The organism is Tolypothrix tenuis PCC 7101, from assembly GCF_963874875.1.
GTDB classification, from domain to species: domain Bacteria; phylum Cyanobacteriota; class Cyanobacteriia; order Cyanobacteriales; family Nostocaceae; genus Aulosira; species Aulosira tenue.
This window is the reverse complement of the sequence record NZ_CAWNJS010000001.1, coordinates 7,290,108-7,309,109: the sequence shown is the minus strand read 5'-3', so window position 1 is coordinate 7,309,109 and position 19,002 is coordinate 7,290,108. Positions and strand designations below refer to the sequence as shown.

The following is a 19,002-nucleotide window of genomic DNA, read 5'->3' as shown; positions in this document are numbered from 1 at the left end:
GGATGTTCATCTAGCACTAATTTAAATAATTATAACAAAAATTTAAGAAAATTACTAATTGGCTGGGGCTAAAGCATAAGTTAAACTTCTAGCCACTATTTCTATAAGGAAATATAAAGAGAATAGTAATAGGAGTAACAAAGACTACAAAACCTTGAGACTGGGCTTGTTACTTTGAAATTCATCAACGCTAAGGGGTCTTGCCACCGTGGGTTCGGTTTGTATTGAAATCGTTGAGGGGAATCCCCATCTCAGGTCGTTGCTAGGTTGGCACTTACAACAGTTGGAATATCGAGTACACCAAGCCGCCAGCATTTATCAAGCAAGGGAAGTGTTTTTAAACCAACAACCAACACTGGTAATTCTAGATGCTGATTTACCCGATGGTGATGGCATTGAGTTTTGCCGTTGGTTGCATCGTCAGCAACAACCTTTAATTTTAATGCTATCTGCTCGTAGTAATGAATCTGATATTGTCGCTGGTTTGAAGGCGGGAGCAGATGATTACCTGAGTAAACCTTTTGGAATGCAAGAGTTTCTCGCCAGAGTAGAAGCACTAATTCGCCGCAACCGCACACCAGTAGCACCAGCTTATCTGGATTACGGTTCGCTACAAATTGACTTAGTGCAACGCCGGGTGAGATTTCAAGGGGAGTTTATTGACTTAACGCCCCAAGAATTTAGTTTATTATACGTTTTAGCCCAAGCGGGAGGAGTACCTCTTTCTAGATCCGAGTTACTACGTCGTGCTTGGCCTGACGCTATTGACAATCCCCGAACTATTGATACTCATGTTTTATCGCTGCGGAAAAAAGTTGAACTAGATCCTCGCCAACCTAGTTTAATTCAAACCATCCGCAATGTGGGATACCGATTTAACATGGAAATTTTGAATTCCAATATTCCCAACTCACCAGCAAAGTTGGCTAAAGAGAGATTTAGCAATCAGCGTTCAACCCTTAGTACTCAACGTGTATAGCTGAATCAGCGCAGACAGGAAATTCAAAATTCAAAATTAAGAAATTTCCTATATTTTTGACTTTTGACTTTTGACTCTGGACTCTTAATCAACCCCATTCTTCAGAGGCTTGAGCTTCTGCGTGCATCAAGCTGGTGCGTAAGTTGAACCAGTCTATTTCAGACCCTGGTTGATTTGCCAACAACCGACCTTGTTGTAGGTGTAAAAGTCGGGTGCAAAATTCCTGTGCTAGTTCTAGCTGGTGATTTACCATCAAAATTGTGATGTGATCAGTGGTAGCCAGCTGGGTTAAATTTTCTATAACATGAGACGCTGTCCCAACATCCAAGGCAGAGGTTGGCTCATCTAATAATAAGATTTTTGGTTGGATAACTAAAGCACGTGCGATCGCTACTAGCTGTCGTTGTCCAGCAGAAAGTTGCACTTCAGTCCTTCCCAACCAGTCACTAGGGATACGCAGTTGTTCTATCCAATGACTTACTCGTTGCTGAATTGTCTGTTTGGATAAACCACGCAAAACTAGTGGATAAGCTAAAGCTTGCTCAACTGTCATCCCTAAAAGCTTAGACTCTTGCAATACCAGTGTCACTACCTGGCGTAACTGGAGTATAGGAATTTGGCGATATTCCTGATTTTCCAGAAATATTTTGCCATTAGTTGGCTCAATCAGGCGGTTTATCAGCTTGAGTAAGGCTGTTTTACCTCCGCCTGATGGGCCGACAATCGCAATCCGTTCTCCAGCGAGTACCTCAAAACCCATATCCTGCAATATTGGGTATCCTTGATGATTGCTGGAAATTTGGGTTTTGAGCTTTGTAAATAGATTGACTTGCTCTAACCTGAGTGCGGCTTTAGGGGTGACATTATCCAAATTCAAGTTGCTGGGGAAAGGGTCAATATAATTCGTAATTGATAATTCGTAGTTAATCTTACTGGACTTGAAAGAAGAAATAAATATTTATTTTTTCCTTCAATACCCTGATTTGCTATGCCTTGTTAATTACGAACTACGAATTACGAATTAGTAATTATTGATTTAAGGCTGTGGTGATAGTCCAGCTATCTACCAACAGTAATAATAACGTGAAACCTAACAAAATTATATACATCCAAGGCTGGGCTAACGGGCGAACATCTGTAGTATCTATACCCGTTTTTTCTTGTACTTGTCTTACCAGCTTGGCAAATCCAGCTACACGCACTGGTAATAAATAAGCTTGTCCTGACTGGCTGAGAAAATAATATACTATGCCTCCTTGGCCTGTGGTACGAGGTTTTAATTCTTTGACATCAGACCAGTTTAATAACCAACCTTTCCGAAAAAATCGCGGTACCCAGACAGAATAAGTCACTTGAATTCCTTGGTCATCTAAAATGACTCGTTCTGTTAATACTGCATACAAAGCAATAAAACCAATCCCAATTCCTAGCCACAATAAAGCTGGTGGTGTAGGTGCTGCTGTTACCTGCGCTAAAAATGGTAATGGAACTGTGAGTGCTAAGTATAAACTCAGCAGCGTTATTCTAATCAACGGTGAGAGACGGAAAACAGAAGGTGAGGTGTTAACTAAGTTTGCAGTCACGGCTCAATTACAATCGGTTACTTTTATTTCATCCTAACTAAGGACTGAGCCAGCCGTTAATTTCCGTTTGGGTTAAAGAGCTTTCTTCGTAACATTGCTCATAAATATAGTAAGCACTTTAGCGCTCTCTTCAGGGCTAAAGTGCTTCCTAATTTCTAGGCTTACTTTTGCGATCGCATCCTTAATAGTACTTATATACTAATAAGCTCAAGAATTAAGGTAAATACTTTTGCACGACACTCCAACCTGTGAGTGATACCCAAGCAAAACCTATAAACAGAATAATATTTGTGCCTACGTGTAAAGTTCTAACCCAAGGTCTTTCGGGACTGATTTGGGTAGCACTAAAAGCAGATAGCAAAACTAAAGCTACTACTACCAACCCAGCAGCCAAGTGAGATGAATGTCCTAGTGAACCGAAATGGCCCAATGTGCCAATAATACCAATTGCCAGTAGTAGTAGCACCAAACCGACCATACTAATGCCGATTGTATAGTGGAGCGATCGCATCCCCAAATTTCCTCTATTTAAGAAAGGTAAATTAGGGGGATTTTGCGAACTTCTCGCTTTAAACATCCAAAAGCCGGTGGTCGCTAACATCACGTATGCTAGCAAGGATAACCCCATTGACCAAGCCGCTATTTTCCACAACCAAAGAAAAGAAGGCAAATTCATACATTGATTGTAGAAGAGAAAGGGTCATGGGGGCTGGGTAGTGGGTATTGAGGACTGGGGATTGGGGATGAGGTACTGAAGATTGAATAGGAGAAAGAAGGCAAAGGGGACAAAAAAATACACTATGTAATGTGTAAATTTTCTCAAATTTATTTCCTAATACTTGTTAAAACTTTTCTCTAACCAAATACCAAACCACTACTCAACAAAAAAGGCTGCTGGCTTCAGCAACCCCTAATTTTGAGAAAATTTTTTTAATCAACGGAAGCTAAACCAGCGATTGTTAAAGGTTTTGTTGTATCGTCAGTTTTTGTATTAATTGGCTGCACTATTGGTGTTTTATTGATAGAGTCTATTGCTACTGATGAGCTGCTACCCAATTCATAAGTACCATCCTCATTAATTGCAAGGCGAACACACGGAATAGTATCCGATAATATTGCGCTTGCCATCATCCCCGTATGAATTTCCATTTGAGCTTCTTTGGGGGCTTCAAACACGAGCCGTTGTCCAGGAAAAACAACCCTTTCAAAATACCAATTAGGAATGTTGGAGATGCGGGCAACCTGGATTTTGCTCGTGGCATTTACGTAGCAGCAGAGAACAGTTCCTGATTGCTCAGGTGGTAGTGGATCTAATATTTGAGCCATAACTGCTGAGGAGCTTTACGCCACAATTTTACATTACATAAGTAAAAGTAACACTGGGCGATCCCCATAAGCTGTAACTCCGACTACCAACTGCACATTTCTGCAATATTTCTATCTAAAGATATGTATAAGTTGTGAAACTTTTGTAAATATATCTAATTTTTCTATAATTATACACTATAAAGGAAGATCTTGTATATGCATTCCTTGATAAACAAGTTGTTATATAACTTCTTTAATCGCAGAAATTGAGTTTAGAAGATGACAATGATCCCGCGATCGCTAGGCTGGATTACAAGTAAATTTTTTTGAGCGACTAATTCCCAGAGTTATAGATGAGGATCATCGCTTAAGGAATAGACTCAATGTTATGGTAAAGCTATAAGCAAAAAATCTTCATAAACCAAACCTATGGCTATCATACCTACTGGTATGCCGAGCAATTTTTGCTATTTCAAAAGTTACCAGTAGGGAATTCGCTTTGAGCGAGACATAGCTTAAATGTTAAGTGCGATCGCGCTCGAATAAAGCAGCCTAAATCAATACATACAGTTAACAACTGGATGTTTTTTCACTCACTTTCCCCACAGAAACGGCAAGATGGCAGTTAACGCAAGCACAATGGAAAATCGAATTCTTTACGTTCGCCTTCCCTGTAACCCCATCTTTCCCATTGGGGTTGTCTACCTTAGCGATCATGTCCACAAACAGTTTCCTAATATTGAGCAGCGTATCTTTGATTTGGGATGCGTACCACCTCTAGACTATGCTCAAGCCCTAGAGCGCTGTATCGATGAATTTAAGCCCACACTGCTAGTATTTTCTTGGCGAGATATCCAAATATATGCGCCAGTTGGCGGTCGTGGTGGCAACCCGTTACAAAACGCTTTTGAATTCTACTACGCGAAGAATCCGCTGATAAAATTACGCGGGGCTTTGGGTGGCTTGCGAATTTTCATTGCTTACTATGTAGAGTTATGGCGCAATCTGGGATTAATTAAACGTGGCTTAAAACGCGCCCAGAAGTATGCGAAAACGGCGCGTGCAGTTGTTGGTGGTGGTGCAGTTAGCGTATTTTACGAACAGTTGGGTAAAAGCTTACCTGCAGGCACAATTATTTCTGTAGGTGAAGGAGAAACCCTCTTAACTAAATTTTTAAGTGGTAAAGAGTTTCGTGATGAACGCTGCTATGTAGTAGGAGAAGCCCAACCCAGACAGCGCTTAATTCACGAACAACCTACACCTTTAGAAAAGACTGCTTGTAACTACGACTATATCGAAAGCATCTGGCCAGAATTTAACTATTATCTCCAAGGGCAAGACTTTTATATTGGTGTCCAAACCAAACGCGGATGTCCTCATAACTGCTGTTATTGTGTCTACACCGTAGTTGAAGGTAAACAGGTACGCATTAACCCAGCCGATGAAGTAGTAGCGGAGATGCGTCAATTATACGATCGCGGTATTCGTAACTTCTGGTTTACCGATGCCCAATTCATCCCCGCCAGAAAATTTATCGATGATGCAGCAGAATTGTTACAAAAAATCGTCGATTCTGGGATGACAGATATTCACTGGGCAGCATACATCAGAGCCGACAATCTCACACCCGAACTGTGTGAATTGATGGCGAAAACTGGGATGAATTACTTTGAAATTGGAATTACCAGTGGTTCTCAAGAACTCGTGCGAAAAATGCGAATGGGTTACAACCTGCGTACAGTCTTGCAAAACTGTCGCGATTTAAAAGCTGCTGGTTTCAATGACTTAGTTTCTGTCAACTATTCCTTTAATGTTATTGATGAACGTCCCGAAACCATCCGTCAAACCATAGCCTATCACCGCGAACTCGAACGCATTTTTGGCGCAGATAAAGTTGAACCAGCCATTTTCTTTATTGGATTGCAACCCCACACCCACTTAGAAGAATATGCTTTCAAACAAGGTATTCTCAAACCTGGGTATAATCCTATGAGCTTAATGCCGTGGACAGCCAAAAAACTCCTGTGGAATCCAGAACCCTTGGGTTCATTTTTTGGTGAAGTCTGCTTGCAAGCTTGGCAACAAAACCCCAACGATTTTGGACGTGAAGTCATGAAAATCTTGGAAGAAAAATTGGGTTGTGCTGATTTAGAAGCAGCACTATCTGCGCCAATGGAGAAAAACGACAAACAATTGGTAGGTGTTTAATTAAGCATCTGGGGTAGGCTTTTTGCCTACTCCAAATTTGAGACTTGCATCTTCAAAACCAACCCACAACCAAACAAGAACATCTGCCTTTCCCATGCCCCATGCCCAATGCCCATTGCCCCATCCCCAATTTACGTAAGCTCACTTTTGTATAAATATTCAGACTTTTGGTCTGTAGCGTAATTCATACAGCAAAAAGTAAACTGAAAAAGTTATAGCCAAAATTAAAATTTTTTATCTTACGCCCACCTTCGCGGTTGATTTAAACAAACCCCATGTTAGAAGGCTCCATACTCCAACAATTAGAAAGTAATCATCGCCGTAGCGTTAGACCAATTCGCTTCGGAGTGTATTACAAAAATACCCTAGTTGCCTTGTGTCATGCCTTGGAAGACCATATTCTCAAAGACGATGGTCAACCCTTAGTGATTACTGCCTTCCAACGAGGTAAATGGTATCTCCAAGAAGCAGAAAGATACGCAGACATCGCCCAAAAAAGCGGCCAAATTGTCATTATGGCTGCCCCCGATGCTGGTTTTGCGGAACATACTACCAGCAAACTACCCAATGTAGAGATAGTAGCTTTAGAGCCAACCGACCCTGTAGCTCAAGAGTGGCATTTAATTATCTTGTCACCTAACTACACAGCAATGGTAATTTGTCAAGAATTATCGGAAGCTGATTATGGCAGTGGTGGGCTACCTGGATCAGACTTAGAGCGTAAATTCTATGGCTTATGGACATTTGAGCCAGAGTTAGTTAGAGAAACAGCAGAATTAGCGATCGCTCATATTAAACCATTAAACCCAGAACTAGCAGACAAGTTAACTGCCTATAAAGATGCCATTAAGCCTAGTCTTGTCACGCCAGAAGATTTGAGTGCAGTTGTTTCCCTTGTCGTTGATTACCTCCAGACTGGGCAGGAAAATTTACCCGTTCCCACAGCGCTACGTCAGCAAGTACTAGACAACAACTTGGTTTCTAACGAGATCCAAGCATTCTTGCGGATGGCGCAATTAATAGATTTGGCAGATATTAATAACCCAATGGCCGCGGCGGAAGTCGTAGCCCTGTCCGAAACAGTAGGACAATTATTAAATCTCCCTGCATGGCAAATTAAAAGATTGCGCCTAGCCGCTTTACTGCATCGCATAGATCCTTTACAAAAAGCAGAAAGCGTTCTGGTGCCTGGTAGTTCTAGACGTTACCACGAAGAAGACTCCAATCGTCCCTTAAGCTGTCCCCTAGTACCAGGCGCACAAGTATTGCGAACCATGCCCAGGTTGCGAGCCGTTGCTCAAATTATTACGCATCAAACCGAGTGGTGGGATGGTTCAGGAGAGCCAGCCGGGTTAGCTGGAGATGAAATTCCCCTAGAATCGCGCATTTTAGCCTTAGTTGCAGACTTTCAATGGCGAGTTAATCAGAAAAAATCTCCCCAAATCAGCCGAGAGGAAATTTTTACCCAAGCTTTAGATGAGTGCAAACAACAATCAACCCGCTTTGATCCTAAACTTGTAGATACCCTAGCGTTGTTAGTCATGGGTTTGCAACAAGGATTAGACTTACCTTTAATAGAAACCAAAGTCAGTGCTGGAATGTGGCTAATTGATTCCCGTTGGGATAGTCACAGCAAGAATAGTGAGGAGATTGGTAGTTACCCACAATGAATATTGAAGCTATTAAATTAGGAACTCTCAAACAACTCCCAGGAGCCAATTTAGAAGACGAGGAACTCTCCCAACTTGATTTAAGCCGGATAAATCTTGCAGGCGCTACCCTTGTAGGTGCCAATTTCACTGGTTCCAAATTTGAAGGTGGACATTTAGAAGGCGCAAATTTGATGGGAGCCAACCTTCAAGCCACCGACTTACGGGCAAACCTTATGGGAGCAAACTTGATGCAAGCCGATTTAACTGGTGCTGACTTGCGTGGTAGCAATTTGCGCGGTGCTAACTTTATGGGTGCGACGCTCAGTGATGTGTCATTGACAGGCGCTTTTTTGAGTGGCGCAAATTTGATGAACGTCAATTTACAAGGCGTTGATTTACGCAGTGCTGACTTGCGCGGTGCTAACCTCACAGGAGCAAATCTCAAAGGTGCAGACTTAACCCGTGCTGATTTGCAAGGGGCGTTGTTAAGCGAAGCCAATCTCGAAGAAGCCGATTTGCGTGGAGCAAACTTAGCTGGAGCCAATTTTACTGGTGCAAATTTATTATGTGCTGAGTTAGAAGGTGCGAATTTAAACGGTGTGAATTTAGATAGGGCTTGTGTAGTAGGAACGGTTGTTGAAACGGTTAAGTGAGCAATCTTTTCAGGTAAAGAAACCAAATTTACCTGAAAAACTCACACATGAAATACAACTCGCCATATAACTATTTCATAACCATACCCGCTGAATAGAATAGGCATCAAAAGCTGGATCGCGACTAATCAAAACAAGGCAATTATTCATTGCCTGCGCGACCAAAATCCGATCAAACGGATCTCGATGATGCAAGGGTAAATAACGGAATTGAACAGTATCAGCAAATGTAATAGGAAGAATTGTGATACCCGCAGCTATCAGTTGTGGTTCAATATCTTCAAAAACTCCTTGTAAGGTTAGTTTGCCAATGTTGAACTTGATTGCCATCTCCCAAAGACTGGCAATGCTGAAAAAAACAGTTTTCGCAGATTCAATTTTTTCTTTAGTGGCAACTGGCAAGTTTGTATCATTAGAAACAAACCAGATTAAAGCATGAGTATCTAATAGTAATTTATTCATTCCATATATTCTTTCATATCCTCAAGCGGCTCATCAAAATCATCAGGTAGTGGTAAAACAAACATTTCTTTCATTGTGCCTGCAACACGACGTTTTGTTGTTGGCTGTTCTTGGATAGATTTTTGAGTGTGCTTCTCTATTAAAAACTCAATGTAATGCAATACTTCTGTCTGAAGAGACTCAGGGAGTTCTTCTAATTTTTGTAAAATTAGTGGCTCTATCATGATGTCTTCTCTTGGATAATTGTGAATCAAACCATCACAGCTATAGTGTTTTAATATCAAACACATTTTTGCCAATAGAGTTACCTTGTCCTCTGTATACAGCTTAATGCTTCATGTTCCTGCCTCGCATCCACAAAGCTAATATAGTCATAAATAATACCCCCATTGCACCTTGTAAAGGATTATTATTCACACCTGTAACCCAATCAGGAACTTGCCCAGAATATTTGATTAATCGCCCAATATTAATAATGTAATAGCCCCAAACTAAACCACCATGTAATCCAATTGGTAAGCCAAGTCTGCCTCTACGCCAGCGCTTACCCCATACTTGCGTTAATCCTAATAATACTAAAGCTGGAAATTGCGGTAGTGTATGAATAATTGCCGCTAAAGGTTTAATAAAGTGCAATCCCGCAAATACAATTGCATCTATCCATAAAGAAATAGTTGGGCTGTAATTACGTTCCAATTCATTCAACAACCAACCTCGGAATAATAATTCCTCAGCAAAACCTACACCAAAACCAACAATTAAACCTTCTAAAACAATTTTTAATAAGAAAACTTGCGGTTGTTGCCACACTAACCAACCAAAAGCACCTTGCAATCCAAATACTATCAATACAGTAATTAATCCAATAGCCAAACCACGCAGCAAATCTACACCGTTCTGACGAGAAATTTCTAAGCCATAATGCCGTAGTATTTGAGGTTCTTGATCAACATACTTACCCCATAACCGCAGTAGCAAAATAAATTCTACATATAGCAATACCATTGTTAATATACTTACTAAATTGGAATCATGCACTAGTAAGTATATTGGCGCAGCAACAGGCAACCATAGCAATAACAAAGCCAAAATAAAACAACCCAGCCTTATAGGGGCAGGGCGTTGAGCTAAATCCAGCAGGTTAATTTTCATGTAAAATCAGTCAACAGTTACAAGTCAACATTGTAAATTGAGACTCATAATTGATGACGTATGATTATTCATCAGGTTCAATAGTGCTACTCAAACCGTGACTTTTCAAAGTTTCACAGTAGAACTCAGCATGTTCCTGAGCGCAAGTAATCACTAAAGCTAGCCCGTTAGTGTGGGCTTCCATCATAATGCTAATAGCCTGGGGCTGGGTGATGCTCGGCACTGTGGTCATTAGTACCTGTACCACGTACTCCATAGAGTTGTAGTCGTCATTATGGAGCAAAACGCGATACTGAGGCGCGAGCTTGCGGGTTGTGGAACGCTTCTCAATGGTTTCGACTGACACGGCTCTTGCTCTTTCTTGGTTGATTTACTACAACAGAGTATCTGTCTTGCGATCGCTTAACAGTTATTCACCTATTTTATAACATTTATATTCAGACTGAGTTTGATTGCGAAATCGAGGTCTAAAAAATTGTAGCTGTCATGGTGTTACCTTCAGGTTGCAGCTGTAGCGCCATCTCAGTTTTACCATGAAGAAAACTACAATATTATTCCTGCTGCTTTAAGCTGCTTGATTATGGAGATAAGCCTGGAATTTCAATCAGGACAAATTGTTTCGTTAAAACATGGCGACAAGAATTTATATGCAGAAGTCATTCAAGTCGTGGTTTCGCGCCAGTTGTGCTGGGTACGTCCTTTAGTGCTGGTCGATTTTTTTACAGAACCGCCGCAAATCACTGACTTACGGGATGCATCTGATTTGCTATGGCCTGTAAATTTATTTCAACCAGCCTTAGACACAGAAGTTATTACGGTATTAAGTCAGGTTTTAGCGAAAGAACCCAAAACAGAACCTGACGCACTAGCCAAGCAGCAACTGCATCAGTTTATTCACTTAGTATGGCAGGAAGGGGCTAAGGGGTAGAGAGATGAGGAAGATGAGGTAAGGGGGCAGGGAGCAGGGGAGAAATACTTAATGGCAAACCCCAAACACCCAACACCAATTACCAATTACCAATTACCCATTACCAATACCCTTATGCTTCATATCTAATCCCCGCATCCTTTAAGCGTTGAATTGCTTCATGCATTCGCTCATCGGGTATGGTTAAGGCTATCCGGAAAAAGCCTTCTCCAGATGCGCCATAACCGTTACCAGGAGGCACAAGAATGCCGCATTTGTCAAGTAACAGGGTGACAAACTCTGTGGATGTATATCCTGGGGGAACTGAAACCCAGACGTAAAGAGTTGCTTGTGGAGGCTCAATTGGCCAGCCTAGAGATTGCAACCCTTTGACAATAATGTCTCGGCGATTTTGGTAAACGGAGATGAGAGATTGTAATTCTGCTTCATTGGTAGAATAGGCTGCGATCCCACTTTGTTGAATTGCTTTAAATACCCCAGAATCGACGTTGCTTTTCACCTGGGTTAAGCCTTTAATCCCAATCGGATTACCAACCGCAAAACCAATCCGCCAGCCTGTCATGTTGTAGGACTTAGACAGACTGTGAAACTCGATGGCTACATCTTTAGCTCCTGGAACCTGTAGCACACTGGGCGGTTTGTAGCCATCGTATGCCATTTCTGAGTAAGCGTTGTCATGGCAGAGCAAAATATCGTACTGCTTGCAGAAAGCTACTAATTCTGCGAAAAAATCTAGTGTTGCTATTGCCCCTGTCGGATTATTAGGATAATTTATCCATAACAGTTTCGTCTTATGGGCAATTTTCTCTGGAATCATATTCAAGTCAGGCAAAAATTTATTTTCTGCCTTCAGAGGCATTGTATAAGGCTCACCACCAGCAAATAATGTTGCAGTTCGGTACACAGGGTAACCAGGATCGGGTATGAGGGTATAGTCTCCTGCTTCGACAAAAGCTAAAAAGGTGTTGTGAATCGCTTCTTTAGAACCAATCGAACACACAACCTCTGTATTTGGATTTAAGTCGGTCACACCAAACCGACGTTCCATCCATTTAGCGGCTGCTTCCCGAAATTCTTGAGTACCTTGATACGGTGGATAGTTATGGGTAGCAGCGTCATCTATCGCCTCATGCATTGCTTGGAGAATATGAGCCGGAGTTGGCTTATCTGGATCGCCTATCGCCAAATTGATGATATCAACTCCCTTAGCTTCGAGTTCATGCCGTTTGCGGTTAATTTCAGCGAACAGATAGGGAGGAATTTTTTCTAGGCGTTTAGCGAACTGCATGGCGACTTACTATTAATGCAAATTTTTGATGCTCATTAGCACAGTTTACGCCAGAGTAGGTAAAGAAATCTTCAACTCACGCAAAAATAACGTCAAGCTAAGGGCGTTATGCTGGTATCGCTGCGGTGACAGACCAACATCAAAAGTTAAAAAATCAAGCTGCTTCAGCAATTCGTAGCCGTGGATATGCTGACCATTCGCGCTTAAACGTTTCCCTAGGTAGGTTAAGGTAGCTTTGATTTTACCAAGCTGTACTATTTGTCAAGGCTGCAGTCTTACAATTCTCGGAAATATTCTTAATTTATATAGCTCTAGATAGAGGCAAAAGCAGCAATTCTCAGCGATTGTTGTTACTAACCTAAGCTAGGAACTAATTTAATTCGGCCTGCATCCATCTCTGCCATTAATAACTCCAAAGCTTCATAATCAACGTCAGATATGTAACCCATTTCTGTTAATTCTGAATTGATTTCATCTTCAATTTCAGGAGTTAATTTTTTAATATAAAGGGCTTTTTCTACCAATTGACGAATAGCATGTCTAGTTCTCATAAAGACTTAGCCAATTTGTATTTGCTGTTAATTATCCAAGATAAAGTTTGGTATAAAAAGTGATCCAGATGCCTAATTTTGTGTGATCTAGATCACAAAGACCTGGTAAAAGTAGGAAAAGATGAAAGCTAGTATCTGCGGCTAACAGAGTGAAGACTGGGGACTTTTACTAGTGACCAAACGTTAATATACATCATCCTTAGCTATAGATAAAATCAACAGTCTCAGCATAGCTACGGAGATTGATTTTGCTCTTGGAATTGCTATGTTGATTGTTTTTGAACTTGGATGAAAAAAAAGTATATATACATACATTTTAACTAATAATTACAACAATCTTTAAATAGAGGTAGAAGACCTATAAAGATTTAGCAAAGAAACATAAGACAAATGGTCGATGTTATGAAAAAAAGTTTATGTTCAAATACATCTAAGCTTTAAGGTTCAATAACTTTAAATTAGGATTTCATTATGCAAGCGGTACTTAAATGTCCAAAAGTTACATTGATTCGTCCTCAAGGCTGCCTTAATGCCGCTAACGCTTTAGAATTTAAGCGGGATCTAACTACAGCGTTGACACAAGATGATACTTCTATCTTGTTAGTGGATTTGGCAGCAGTAGAATCATTAGACAGTGCAGGGTTGATGGCATTAGTATCTGCGCTGAAACTGGCTGGGAGTTTAGGACGAAGTCTCCAACTTGGCTCTGTGTCTCCGTCAATTAGAATTATTTTTGAATTAACACAGCTCGATCAAGTATTTGAAATCGTTTAAGGTCGCCCTAATGTGCAGCAGCTTGACTTCACAATATTTAAGCAATGCTGCTGTTGAGGGTGAGGTGGGCAGACAACTTTGTAACGGAATTGTAAGTTGCGATAAACAATTCTGTAGAAAGACCTAATCAATGCTAATGTTGGAGGTGAGTAGCTGTAATTAAGGTAGCTAGAAGATAGCACAGTGGCTGTTGCAGTTGAAAAGTTAATCACACCGGATATTTTAAAACCAGCGCGTTACTTAGGTAATGAGCGTTTAGCAGTACATAAACCTTGGGACACGGCATCAATACGTTGGGTGCTCACTTACCCAGAAGTATATGAAGTCGGAGCCTCCAACTTAGGACATATCATTCTCTATAACATCCTCAATGCCCAGCCGAGGCAGTTATGCGATCGCGCATACCTCCCTGGGACCGATCTGTCAGCTAAACTCAGAGCAACAAACACACCATTGTTTGCAGTAGAGTCGAAGCGATCGCTGACAGAATTTGACGTTTTAGGGTTTAGTCTGAGTTACGAACTGGGAGCCACCAATATTTTAGAAATGTTGGATTTGGCAGGTATACCCCTCACCTGGGAAGAACGCGCAGCAGGTAATTACCCCCTGATTTTCGCGGGAGGACAAACAGCAACCTCTAATCCAGAACCTTACACAGACTTCTTCGACTTTATTGCCCTGGGCGATGGCGAGGAACTACTGCCAGAAATTGGTTTAGTCTTGGAAGAAGGTAAACAAGCTCTTTTGAGCCGCAGAGAATTACTGCTGGACTTAGCTCAAATCCCAGGGGTATATGTCCCGCAGTTTTACCAAATGGCGGCGGATGGTTCAGTCCATCCTGTAGCAGATCATTTCCCCAAGCGAATTCTCAGACGGGTGGCTACACCCATACCTGCTTATTCCATAGGGCTAGTACCCTATGTTGAGACAGTACATGATCGCTTAACAATTGAAATTCGCCGTGGTTGCACTCGCGGTTGTCGCTTTTGTCAACCAGGAATGCTTACCCGGCCAGCGCGGGACGTAGCACCAGACAAGGTAGTAGAAGCCATTGAACAGGGAATGCGGGCGACTGGTTACAATGAGTTTTCCCTCCTATCCCTGAGTTGTTCAGATTATTTATCCCTACCAGCAGTAGGGATGGAAATTAAAAATCGTTTAAAAAATGAAAATATTACTCTGTCTCTCCCTAGCCAACGAGTAGATAGATTTGATGAAAATATTGCCAATATTCTAGGCGGAACCAGACAATCAGGGCTAACTTTTGCTCCAGAAGCCGGCACCCAGAGAATGCGGGACATTGTCAATAAAGGTTTGACCAATGAAGAACTGCTTAGGGGTGTAAAAACAGCTTGGGAGCAAGGCTGGGATAAAATCAAGTTGTATTTTATGATCGGCTTACCAGGTGAGACAGATGCCGATGTGATTGGTATTGCCGAAACGGTGAGTTGGTTACAAAGGGAATGTCGCGGTCAGGGCAGAAGACCGTTAAATTTTAACTTGACAATTTCTAACTTTACCCCTAAGCCCCATACACCATTCCAATGGCATTCAGTTTCTACCGCTGAATTTCAACGTAAGCAAAAATTACTCAGACAAGAATTCCGCCGCATTAGAGGAGTAAAAGTAAATTTTACTGATGTGCGGCTGTCGGCAATGGAAGACTTTATAGGGAGAGGCGATCGCAGTTTAGGAAAAGTTCTCCGCCGAGCGTGGGAATTGGGTGCAGGTATGGATTCCTGGTATGAAAGTATGGACAAAGCGTTTGCAGCTTGGGGAAGCGCGATCGCGCAAGCAGGTTTAGACTGGAAATACCGTCAAGTGGAACAGGGTGAATGGAATTTATTTGCCACCACCCAGGAGCAAAGCAGTGAAGTGGGATTGTCTCCTTCCCTTGATGCTCCTCTCCCCTGGGAGCACGTTGATACAGGAATTGACAAAAAGTGGCTCAAAGAAGACCTGCAACGGGCCTTAGAAGCCGCAATCGTTCCTGATTGCTCTTTTGACGGGTGTTCTCACTGTGGTGTCTGTGGCACCGATTTTGGACATAATATTGTCATTGAGCCACCAGCAGTCCCAGAATTTGCTGGGGAATTTGTACCAAATACCGCTAGAGTCCAACGCGTGCGAGTCTGGTTCGGTAAGCAGAAAGACATGGCTTTAGTCAGCCATTTAGATTTGATGCGTCTATTCGATAGAGTAGTGCGAAGAGCCAGCTTACCAGTCTCTTTTACTGGTGGTTTTCATCCTCATCCCCGGATTTCTGTGGCTAATGCTTTAGCTTTAGGAGCTACAAGCACAGGTGAAATTGTGGATTTTGAGCTAACTGTGCCAGTAGATGTCAAGGCATTCCAAGCAAATTTAGCGAAGGAGTTACCCCCAGATATACCTATATATGATGTCAAGGAATTGGATTTAAAAGCTCCAGCAGCTAGCCAAATTATAGAAGCAGCAGAATATTTAATTACTGTTTCTGTCACCGGGGAAGCCACACCTACACAATGGCAAAGCTGGATTGAGCAAATTCAAACCAAAACAGAAATTCTCTGGGAACAAATTACCAAGTCTGGTAAACACCAAATAGTAAATCTGCGCGATCGCTTGTTGGAACTAGAATTAGTCGTAACTAACACTAATCAGCCAGAGCCTACAGTTACCTTGCGTTATCTAGGTATCTGTCGCCCCGATGGAGTGCTGTTGCGTCCAGAACAAATCCTGTTTATGCTAGAAAATGTAGCTAACACAGAATTTCATCTCTGGCATATCCAGCGCAATCGGCTCGTTTTGGGTATATAATCCGTCAAGGGCAACTGGCTAGTAGTTGCCCTGACATCATACATCGTGGGAATTGATTTTTGGCAAGGTTGCGTTAGAATGGGGTGAAGAGAAATTTTCTGGCGCTGCATTGAATCAGCTGGTTCACAACCCTGATACTCAGGGAGCAAAAGCAAAGATATGAGAGTGCAACTTCTAGGATTTTATCCCGGATAAACTGAGGCAGGTTAAAGAACACACTCTCTCTATAGCTACCGTGTGAATCAGTAACTCACAATAGGCTCCGTCGGCAACTCTTCCTCTATGCTTTTTAAACAACTGCTGAATACCTAATCTTTCAATGGTGAAGGTATAGCATCAAAAATCAACCATAGATGGTTGATGAAATTGCTTAAACATATGCAGCCTTTCTGGAATAATCAGGCGTGTAAACGCAATCACAGTATCCATAGCTCTTTAACTGGGAGCTTAAATTCACAATTATTATTATCAGCTGCACCTTTTGGGGCTTGCAGGGGAGAGAGGCTAAAAAAACCTCCTTTACCCATCGGTGCAACGAATTTTTGAGGGAATTGAATGCCAAAGCAAATTATCATCGCGGAACAGCATCAAATTGCTGCTGTATTTTCGGAAGATCAAATACAAGAACTTGTTGTAGCCACGGGTCATCACCAAATTGGTGATATTTACTTAGGAGTGGTAGAAAATGTACTACCAGGTATTGACGCAGCTTTTGTCAATATTGGCGATCCAGAGCGTAACGGCTTTATTCATGTCACTGACTTAGGGCCATTAAAGCTGAAACGCACAGCCGCCGCAATCACAGAATTATTAGCACCACAACAAAAAGTGTTGGTGCAGGTAATGAAAGAGCCAACGGGGACAAAAGGGCCAAGGCTCACAGGTAACATCACCATGCCTGGACGCTACGTAGTCCTGATGCCCTATGGTAGAGGTGTAAATTTATCTCGGCGGATTAAAAGTGAAAGCGAGCGTAACCGTCTGCGGGCATTAGCAATTTTGATCAAACCCGCAGGTATGGGTTTACTGGTACGCACAGAGGCCGAAGGTAAGCCAGAAGAAGCAATTATCGAAGATTTAGAAGTATTGCAGAAGCAGTGGGAAGCCATTCAACAAGAAGCCCAATCCACCCGCGCTCCAGCATTGCTGAATCGAGATGATGACTTTATCCAACGCGTGCTGCGAGATATGTACGGTGCGGATGTGAATCGCATTGTAGTCGATTCTAGTACTGGTTTGAAGCGCGTCAAGCAGTATTTACAAAACTGGAGTGGGGGTCAAACACCGCAGGGATTGTTAATTGACCATCACCGCGATCGCTCACCAATTTTAGAATACTTCCGAATTAACGCCGCGATTCGAGAAGCCCTCAAACCAAGAGTAGACTTACCTTCTGGTGGCTATATCATCATTGAGCCAACCGAAGCCTTAACAGTCATAGATGTTAACTCCGGCTCCTTTACACGTTCCGCAACAGCCAGAGAAACAGTACTGTGGACTAACTGCGAAGCCGCTACAGAAATTGCCCGGCAGATGCGTCTGCGGAATATTGCTGGGGTAATTGTGGTTGATTTCATTGACATGGAATCACGACGCGATCAACTGCAAGTACTGGAGCATTTTAACAAAGCCCTGAAAGCAGACAAAGCTCGTCCCCAAATTGCTCAACTCACTGAACTGGGTTTAGTAGAACTCACCCGTAAGCGCCAAGGTCAAAATATTTACGAATTATTTGGTGAAACTTGCCCGACCTGTGGAGGTTTAGGGCATACTGTGCGTCTACCGGGAGAACTAGAAGGTAGATTGCCCACCATACCCACAGAAGTACCAGAACGCTTTATCCCTCTGCCGAATAGGGAACCAAGAGAGGCGAGAGAACCACGGGAAGCCAGAGAACCTCGTCAGCCAGTGGCCCGCATTCCCGATCCACGGGAAACCTACGATGGATTTGGCGATACATTTGATAACGATTCTGACTTGGGTGCCCTCAACTTAATCAATCATCCCAGCTATCAAGAACTGAGCGATCATAACAAGCGCCGTACCCGCACCCGTCGTAGTCGCATTGGGATTGGTGCGCCCAATGGCAAAGATGAAGGTCGGATTGTCAACAATCCACTCGCTTTTGTCAACGACCCCGACTTAGACTTAGATGCTGATAATGAACTAGCGCCAGCACCAGAGATACCACCACCAAGCTTGAATAAACAAGGTTGGAGTGATCGAGGAGAACGGGCTAAAGTTACCAAAGTAGAACCAATCAAACCAGTGGTAGAACCACCGGAAATTAGAACTGTAGAAATGACCCATGAAGAACAAGATGTTTTTGCTTTGATGGGTGTTTCTCCCTTGGTGAAGCTGGATCGGGAAGTGAAAAATCCGAAATCAGTAATTATCAATATTGTGCAACCAGGACAACTTCCCACTACAGAATCTACCTCTGATTCTACCCCTACTGAAAAAGTCAGCACTGCTGTCAGCACCATCAAAGTACCGACATCACAACTTGAAGTAGAGCCAAAACCATCACCCCAACCAGTTATTGAATCACCAGGATTTACTGCGATCGCAGAAGAACCTGAAGCCACGGAATCTAATAGTACTGCTGCTAGCCGTCGCCGTCGTCGTCGCTCCTCGGCCATCGATGACAACAATGAAGACAGCTAAC

Annotated in this window: 18 protein-coding genes; 8 read left to right on the top strand and 10 right to left on the bottom strand. The window is 42.3% G+C overall.

Going from position 1 to position 19,002, the window contains the following annotated elements; genetic code table 11:
• Positions 1-208: 208 nt before the first annotated feature.
• A complete protein-coding gene (locus AACU25_RS28830) occupies positions 209-979 on the top strand; it encodes a response regulator transcription factor (protein WP_045868149.1) in 771 nt (256 codons plus the stop codon).
• A gap of 88 nt (positions 980-1,067) precedes the next feature.
• Here the strand turns inward: AACU25_RS28830 and AACU25_RS28825 are convergent, their stop codons facing one another.
• From AACU25_RS28825 to AACU25_RS28810, 4 genes are all read right to left on the bottom strand, one after another.
• Complete coding sequence (locus AACU25_RS28825) at positions 1,068-1,850, bottom strand: ABC transporter ATP-binding protein (protein ID WP_096581546.1); 783 nt, start codon at positions 1,848-1,850, stop codon at positions 1,068-1,070.
• Positions 1,851-2,007: 157 nt separating this feature from the next.
• Positions 2,008-2,562, bottom strand: a complete 555-nt coding sequence (locus AACU25_RS28820; RefSeq protein WP_096581544.1) for a hypothetical protein — start codon at positions 2,560-2,562, stop codon at positions 2,008-2,010.
• A 214-nt stretch (positions 2,563-2,776) separates the two neighbouring features.
• The gene (locus AACU25_RS28815) at positions 2,777-3,238 is read right to left on the bottom strand and encodes a DUF4079 family protein (protein WP_096581542.1); all 462 of its coding nucleotides are present in this window, start codon (positions 3,236-3,238) and stop codon (positions 2,777-2,779) included.
• Between the two features lie 254 nt (positions 3,239-3,492).
• The gene (locus AACU25_RS28810; RefSeq protein WP_096581540.1) at positions 3,493-3,888 is read right to left on the bottom strand and encodes a DUF1830 domain-containing protein; all 396 of its coding nucleotides are present in this window, start codon (positions 3,886-3,888) and stop codon (positions 3,493-3,495) included.
• A 600-nt stretch (positions 3,889-4,488) separates the two neighbouring features.
• Between AACU25_RS28810 and AACU25_RS28805 the strand changes: the two genes are divergently transcribed.
• From AACU25_RS28805 to AACU25_RS28795, 3 genes are all read left to right on the top strand, one after another.
• Positions 4,489-6,078 carry a photosystem II high light acclimation radical SAM protein gene (locus AACU25_RS28805; RefSeq protein WP_096581538.1) on the top strand — a complete coding sequence of 530 codons (1,590 nt, stop codon included), beginning with the start codon at positions 4,489-4,491 and terminating at the stop codon, positions 6,076-6,078.
• 275 nt (positions 6,079-6,353) lie between these two features.
• Entirely contained in the window at positions 6,354-7,748 is a 1,395-nt protein-coding gene (locus AACU25_RS28800) for a DICT sensory domain-containing protein (RefSeq protein ID WP_096581536.1), read from the top strand.
• The gene (locus AACU25_RS28795) at positions 7,745-8,383 is read left to right on the top strand and encodes a pentapeptide repeat-containing protein (protein ID WP_096581534.1); all 639 of its coding nucleotides are present in this window, start codon (positions 7,745-7,747) and stop codon (positions 8,381-8,383) included. Before AACU25_RS28800 ends, AACU25_RS28795 begins: the two co-directional genes overlap by 4 nt.
• Before the next feature lie 75 nt (positions 8,384-8,458).
• Here the strand turns inward: AACU25_RS28795 and AACU25_RS28790 are convergent, their stop codons facing one another.
• From AACU25_RS28790 to clpS, 4 genes are all read right to left on the bottom strand, one after another.
• Positions 8,459-8,845, bottom strand: a complete 387-nt coding sequence (locus AACU25_RS28790; RefSeq protein ID WP_096581532.1) for a type II toxin-antitoxin system VapC family toxin — start codon at positions 8,843-8,845, stop codon at positions 8,459-8,461.
• The gene (gene vapB, locus AACU25_RS28785) at positions 8,842-9,069 is read right to left on the bottom strand and encodes a type II toxin-antitoxin system VapB family antitoxin (RefSeq protein ID WP_096584213.1); all 228 of its coding nucleotides are present in this window, start codon (positions 9,067-9,069) and stop codon (positions 8,842-8,844) included. Before vapB ends, AACU25_RS28790 begins: the two co-directional genes overlap by 4 nt.
• A 103-nt stretch (positions 9,070-9,172) precedes the next feature.
• Positions 9,173-9,997, bottom strand: a complete 825-nt coding sequence (locus AACU25_RS28780) for a CPBP family intramembrane glutamic endopeptidase (protein ID WP_096581530.1) — start codon at positions 9,995-9,997, stop codon at positions 9,173-9,175.
• A 64-nt stretch (positions 9,998-10,061) separates the two neighbouring features.
• Positions 10,062-10,343, bottom strand: a complete 282-nt coding sequence (clpS, locus tag AACU25_RS28775; protein ID WP_045868159.1) for an ATP-dependent Clp protease adapter ClpS — start codon at positions 10,341-10,343, stop codon at positions 10,062-10,064.
• Between the two features lie 234 nt (positions 10,344-10,577).
• On the opposite strand from clpS, the gene AACU25_RS28770 reads away from it, so the two are divergent.
• Positions 10,578-10,925, top strand: coding sequence for a hypothetical protein (locus AACU25_RS28770; protein ID WP_190445800.1), 348 nt, complete (start codon positions 10,578-10,580; stop codon positions 10,923-10,925).
• Between the two features lie 112 nt (positions 10,926-11,037).
• Here the strand turns inward: AACU25_RS28770 and AACU25_RS28765 are convergent, their stop codons facing one another.
• Positions 11,038-12,213, bottom strand: coding sequence for a pyridoxal phosphate-dependent aminotransferase (locus AACU25_RS28765; RefSeq protein WP_096581528.1), 1,176 nt, complete (start codon positions 12,211-12,213; stop codon positions 11,038-11,040).
• A gap of 353 nt (positions 12,214-12,566) precedes the next feature.
• A complete protein-coding gene (locus tag AACU25_RS28760) occupies positions 12,567-12,764 on the bottom strand; it encodes a hypothetical protein (protein ID WP_096581526.1) in 198 nt (65 codons plus the stop codon).
• A gap of 471 nt (positions 12,765-13,235) precedes the next feature.
• Here AACU25_RS28760 and AACU25_RS28755 point away from each other — a divergent pair, with 471 nt between their 5' ends.
• From AACU25_RS28755 to rne, 3 genes are all read left to right on the top strand, one after another.
• Positions 13,236-13,538, top strand: a complete 303-nt coding sequence (locus tag AACU25_RS28755; protein WP_096581524.1) for an STAS domain-containing protein — start codon at positions 13,236-13,238, stop codon at positions 13,536-13,538.
• Positions 13,539-13,721: 183 nt separating this feature from the next.
• Positions 13,722-16,334 carry a TIGR03960 family B12-binding radical SAM protein gene (locus AACU25_RS28750; RefSeq protein WP_096581522.1) on the top strand — a complete coding sequence of 871 codons (2,613 nt, stop codon included), beginning with the start codon at positions 13,722-13,724 and terminating at the stop codon, positions 16,332-16,334.
• Between the two features lie 555 nt (positions 16,335-16,889).
• On the top strand, positions 16,890-19,001 hold the full coding sequence (gene rne / locus AACU25_RS28745; RefSeq protein WP_096581521.1) for a ribonuclease E: 2,112 nt from the start codon (positions 16,890-16,892) through the stop codon (positions 18,999-19,001).
• The last annotated feature ends 1 nt before the right edge of the window (position 19,002 follow it).

What these genes read in the sequence shown, in the direction of transcription:
- AACU25_RS28815 (WP_096581542.1), bottom strand. Translation starts at nt 3,238, where the DNA reads ATGAATTTGCCTTCTTTTCTTTGGTTGTGGAAAATAGCGGCTTGGTCA.
- AACU25_RS28810 (WP_096581540.1), bottom strand. Translation starts at nt 3,888, where the DNA reads ATGGCTCAAATATTAGATCCACTACCACCTGAGCAATCAGGAACTGTT.
- AACU25_RS28805 (WP_096581538.1), top strand. Translation starts at nt 4,489, where the DNA reads ATGGCAGTTAACGCAAGCACAATGGAAAATCGAATTCTTTACGTTCGC.
- AACU25_RS28800 (WP_096581536.1), top strand. Translation starts at nt 6,354, where the DNA reads ATGTTAGAAGGCTCCATACTCCAACAATTAGAAAGTAATCATCGCCGT.
- AACU25_RS28795 (WP_096581534.1), top strand. Translation starts at nt 7,745, where the DNA reads ATGAATATTGAAGCTATTAAATTAGGAACTCTCAAACAACTCCCAGGA.
- AACU25_RS28790 (WP_096581532.1), bottom strand. Translation starts at nt 8,845, where the DNA reads ATGAATAAATTACTATTAGATACTCATGCTTTAATCTGGTTTGTTTCT.
- vapB (WP_096584213.1), bottom strand. Translation starts at nt 9,069, where the DNA reads ATGATAGAGCCACTAATTTTACAAAAATTAGAAGAACTCCCTGAGTCT.
- AACU25_RS28780 (WP_096581530.1), bottom strand. Translation starts at nt 9,997, where the DNA reads ATGAAAATTAACCTGCTGGATTTAGCTCAACGCCCTGCCCCTATAAGG.
- AACU25_RS28770 (WP_190445800.1), top strand. Translation starts at nt 10,578, where the DNA reads ATGGAGATAAGCCTGGAATTTCAATCAGGACAAATTGTTTCGTTAAAA.
- AACU25_RS28765 (WP_096581528.1), bottom strand. Translation starts at nt 12,213, where the DNA reads ATGCAGTTCGCTAAACGCCTAGAAAAAATTCCTCCCTATCTGTTCGCT.
- AACU25_RS28760 (WP_096581526.1), bottom strand. Translation starts at nt 12,764, where the DNA reads ATGAGAACTAGACATGCTATTCGTCAATTGGTAGAAAAAGCCCTTTAT.
- AACU25_RS28755 (WP_096581524.1), top strand. Translation starts at nt 13,236, where the DNA reads ATGCAAGCGGTACTTAAATGTCCAAAAGTTACATTGATTCGTCCTCAA.
- rne (WP_096581521.1), top strand. Translation starts at nt 16,890, where the DNA reads ATGCCAAAGCAAATTATCATCGCGGAACAGCATCAAATTGCTGCTGTA.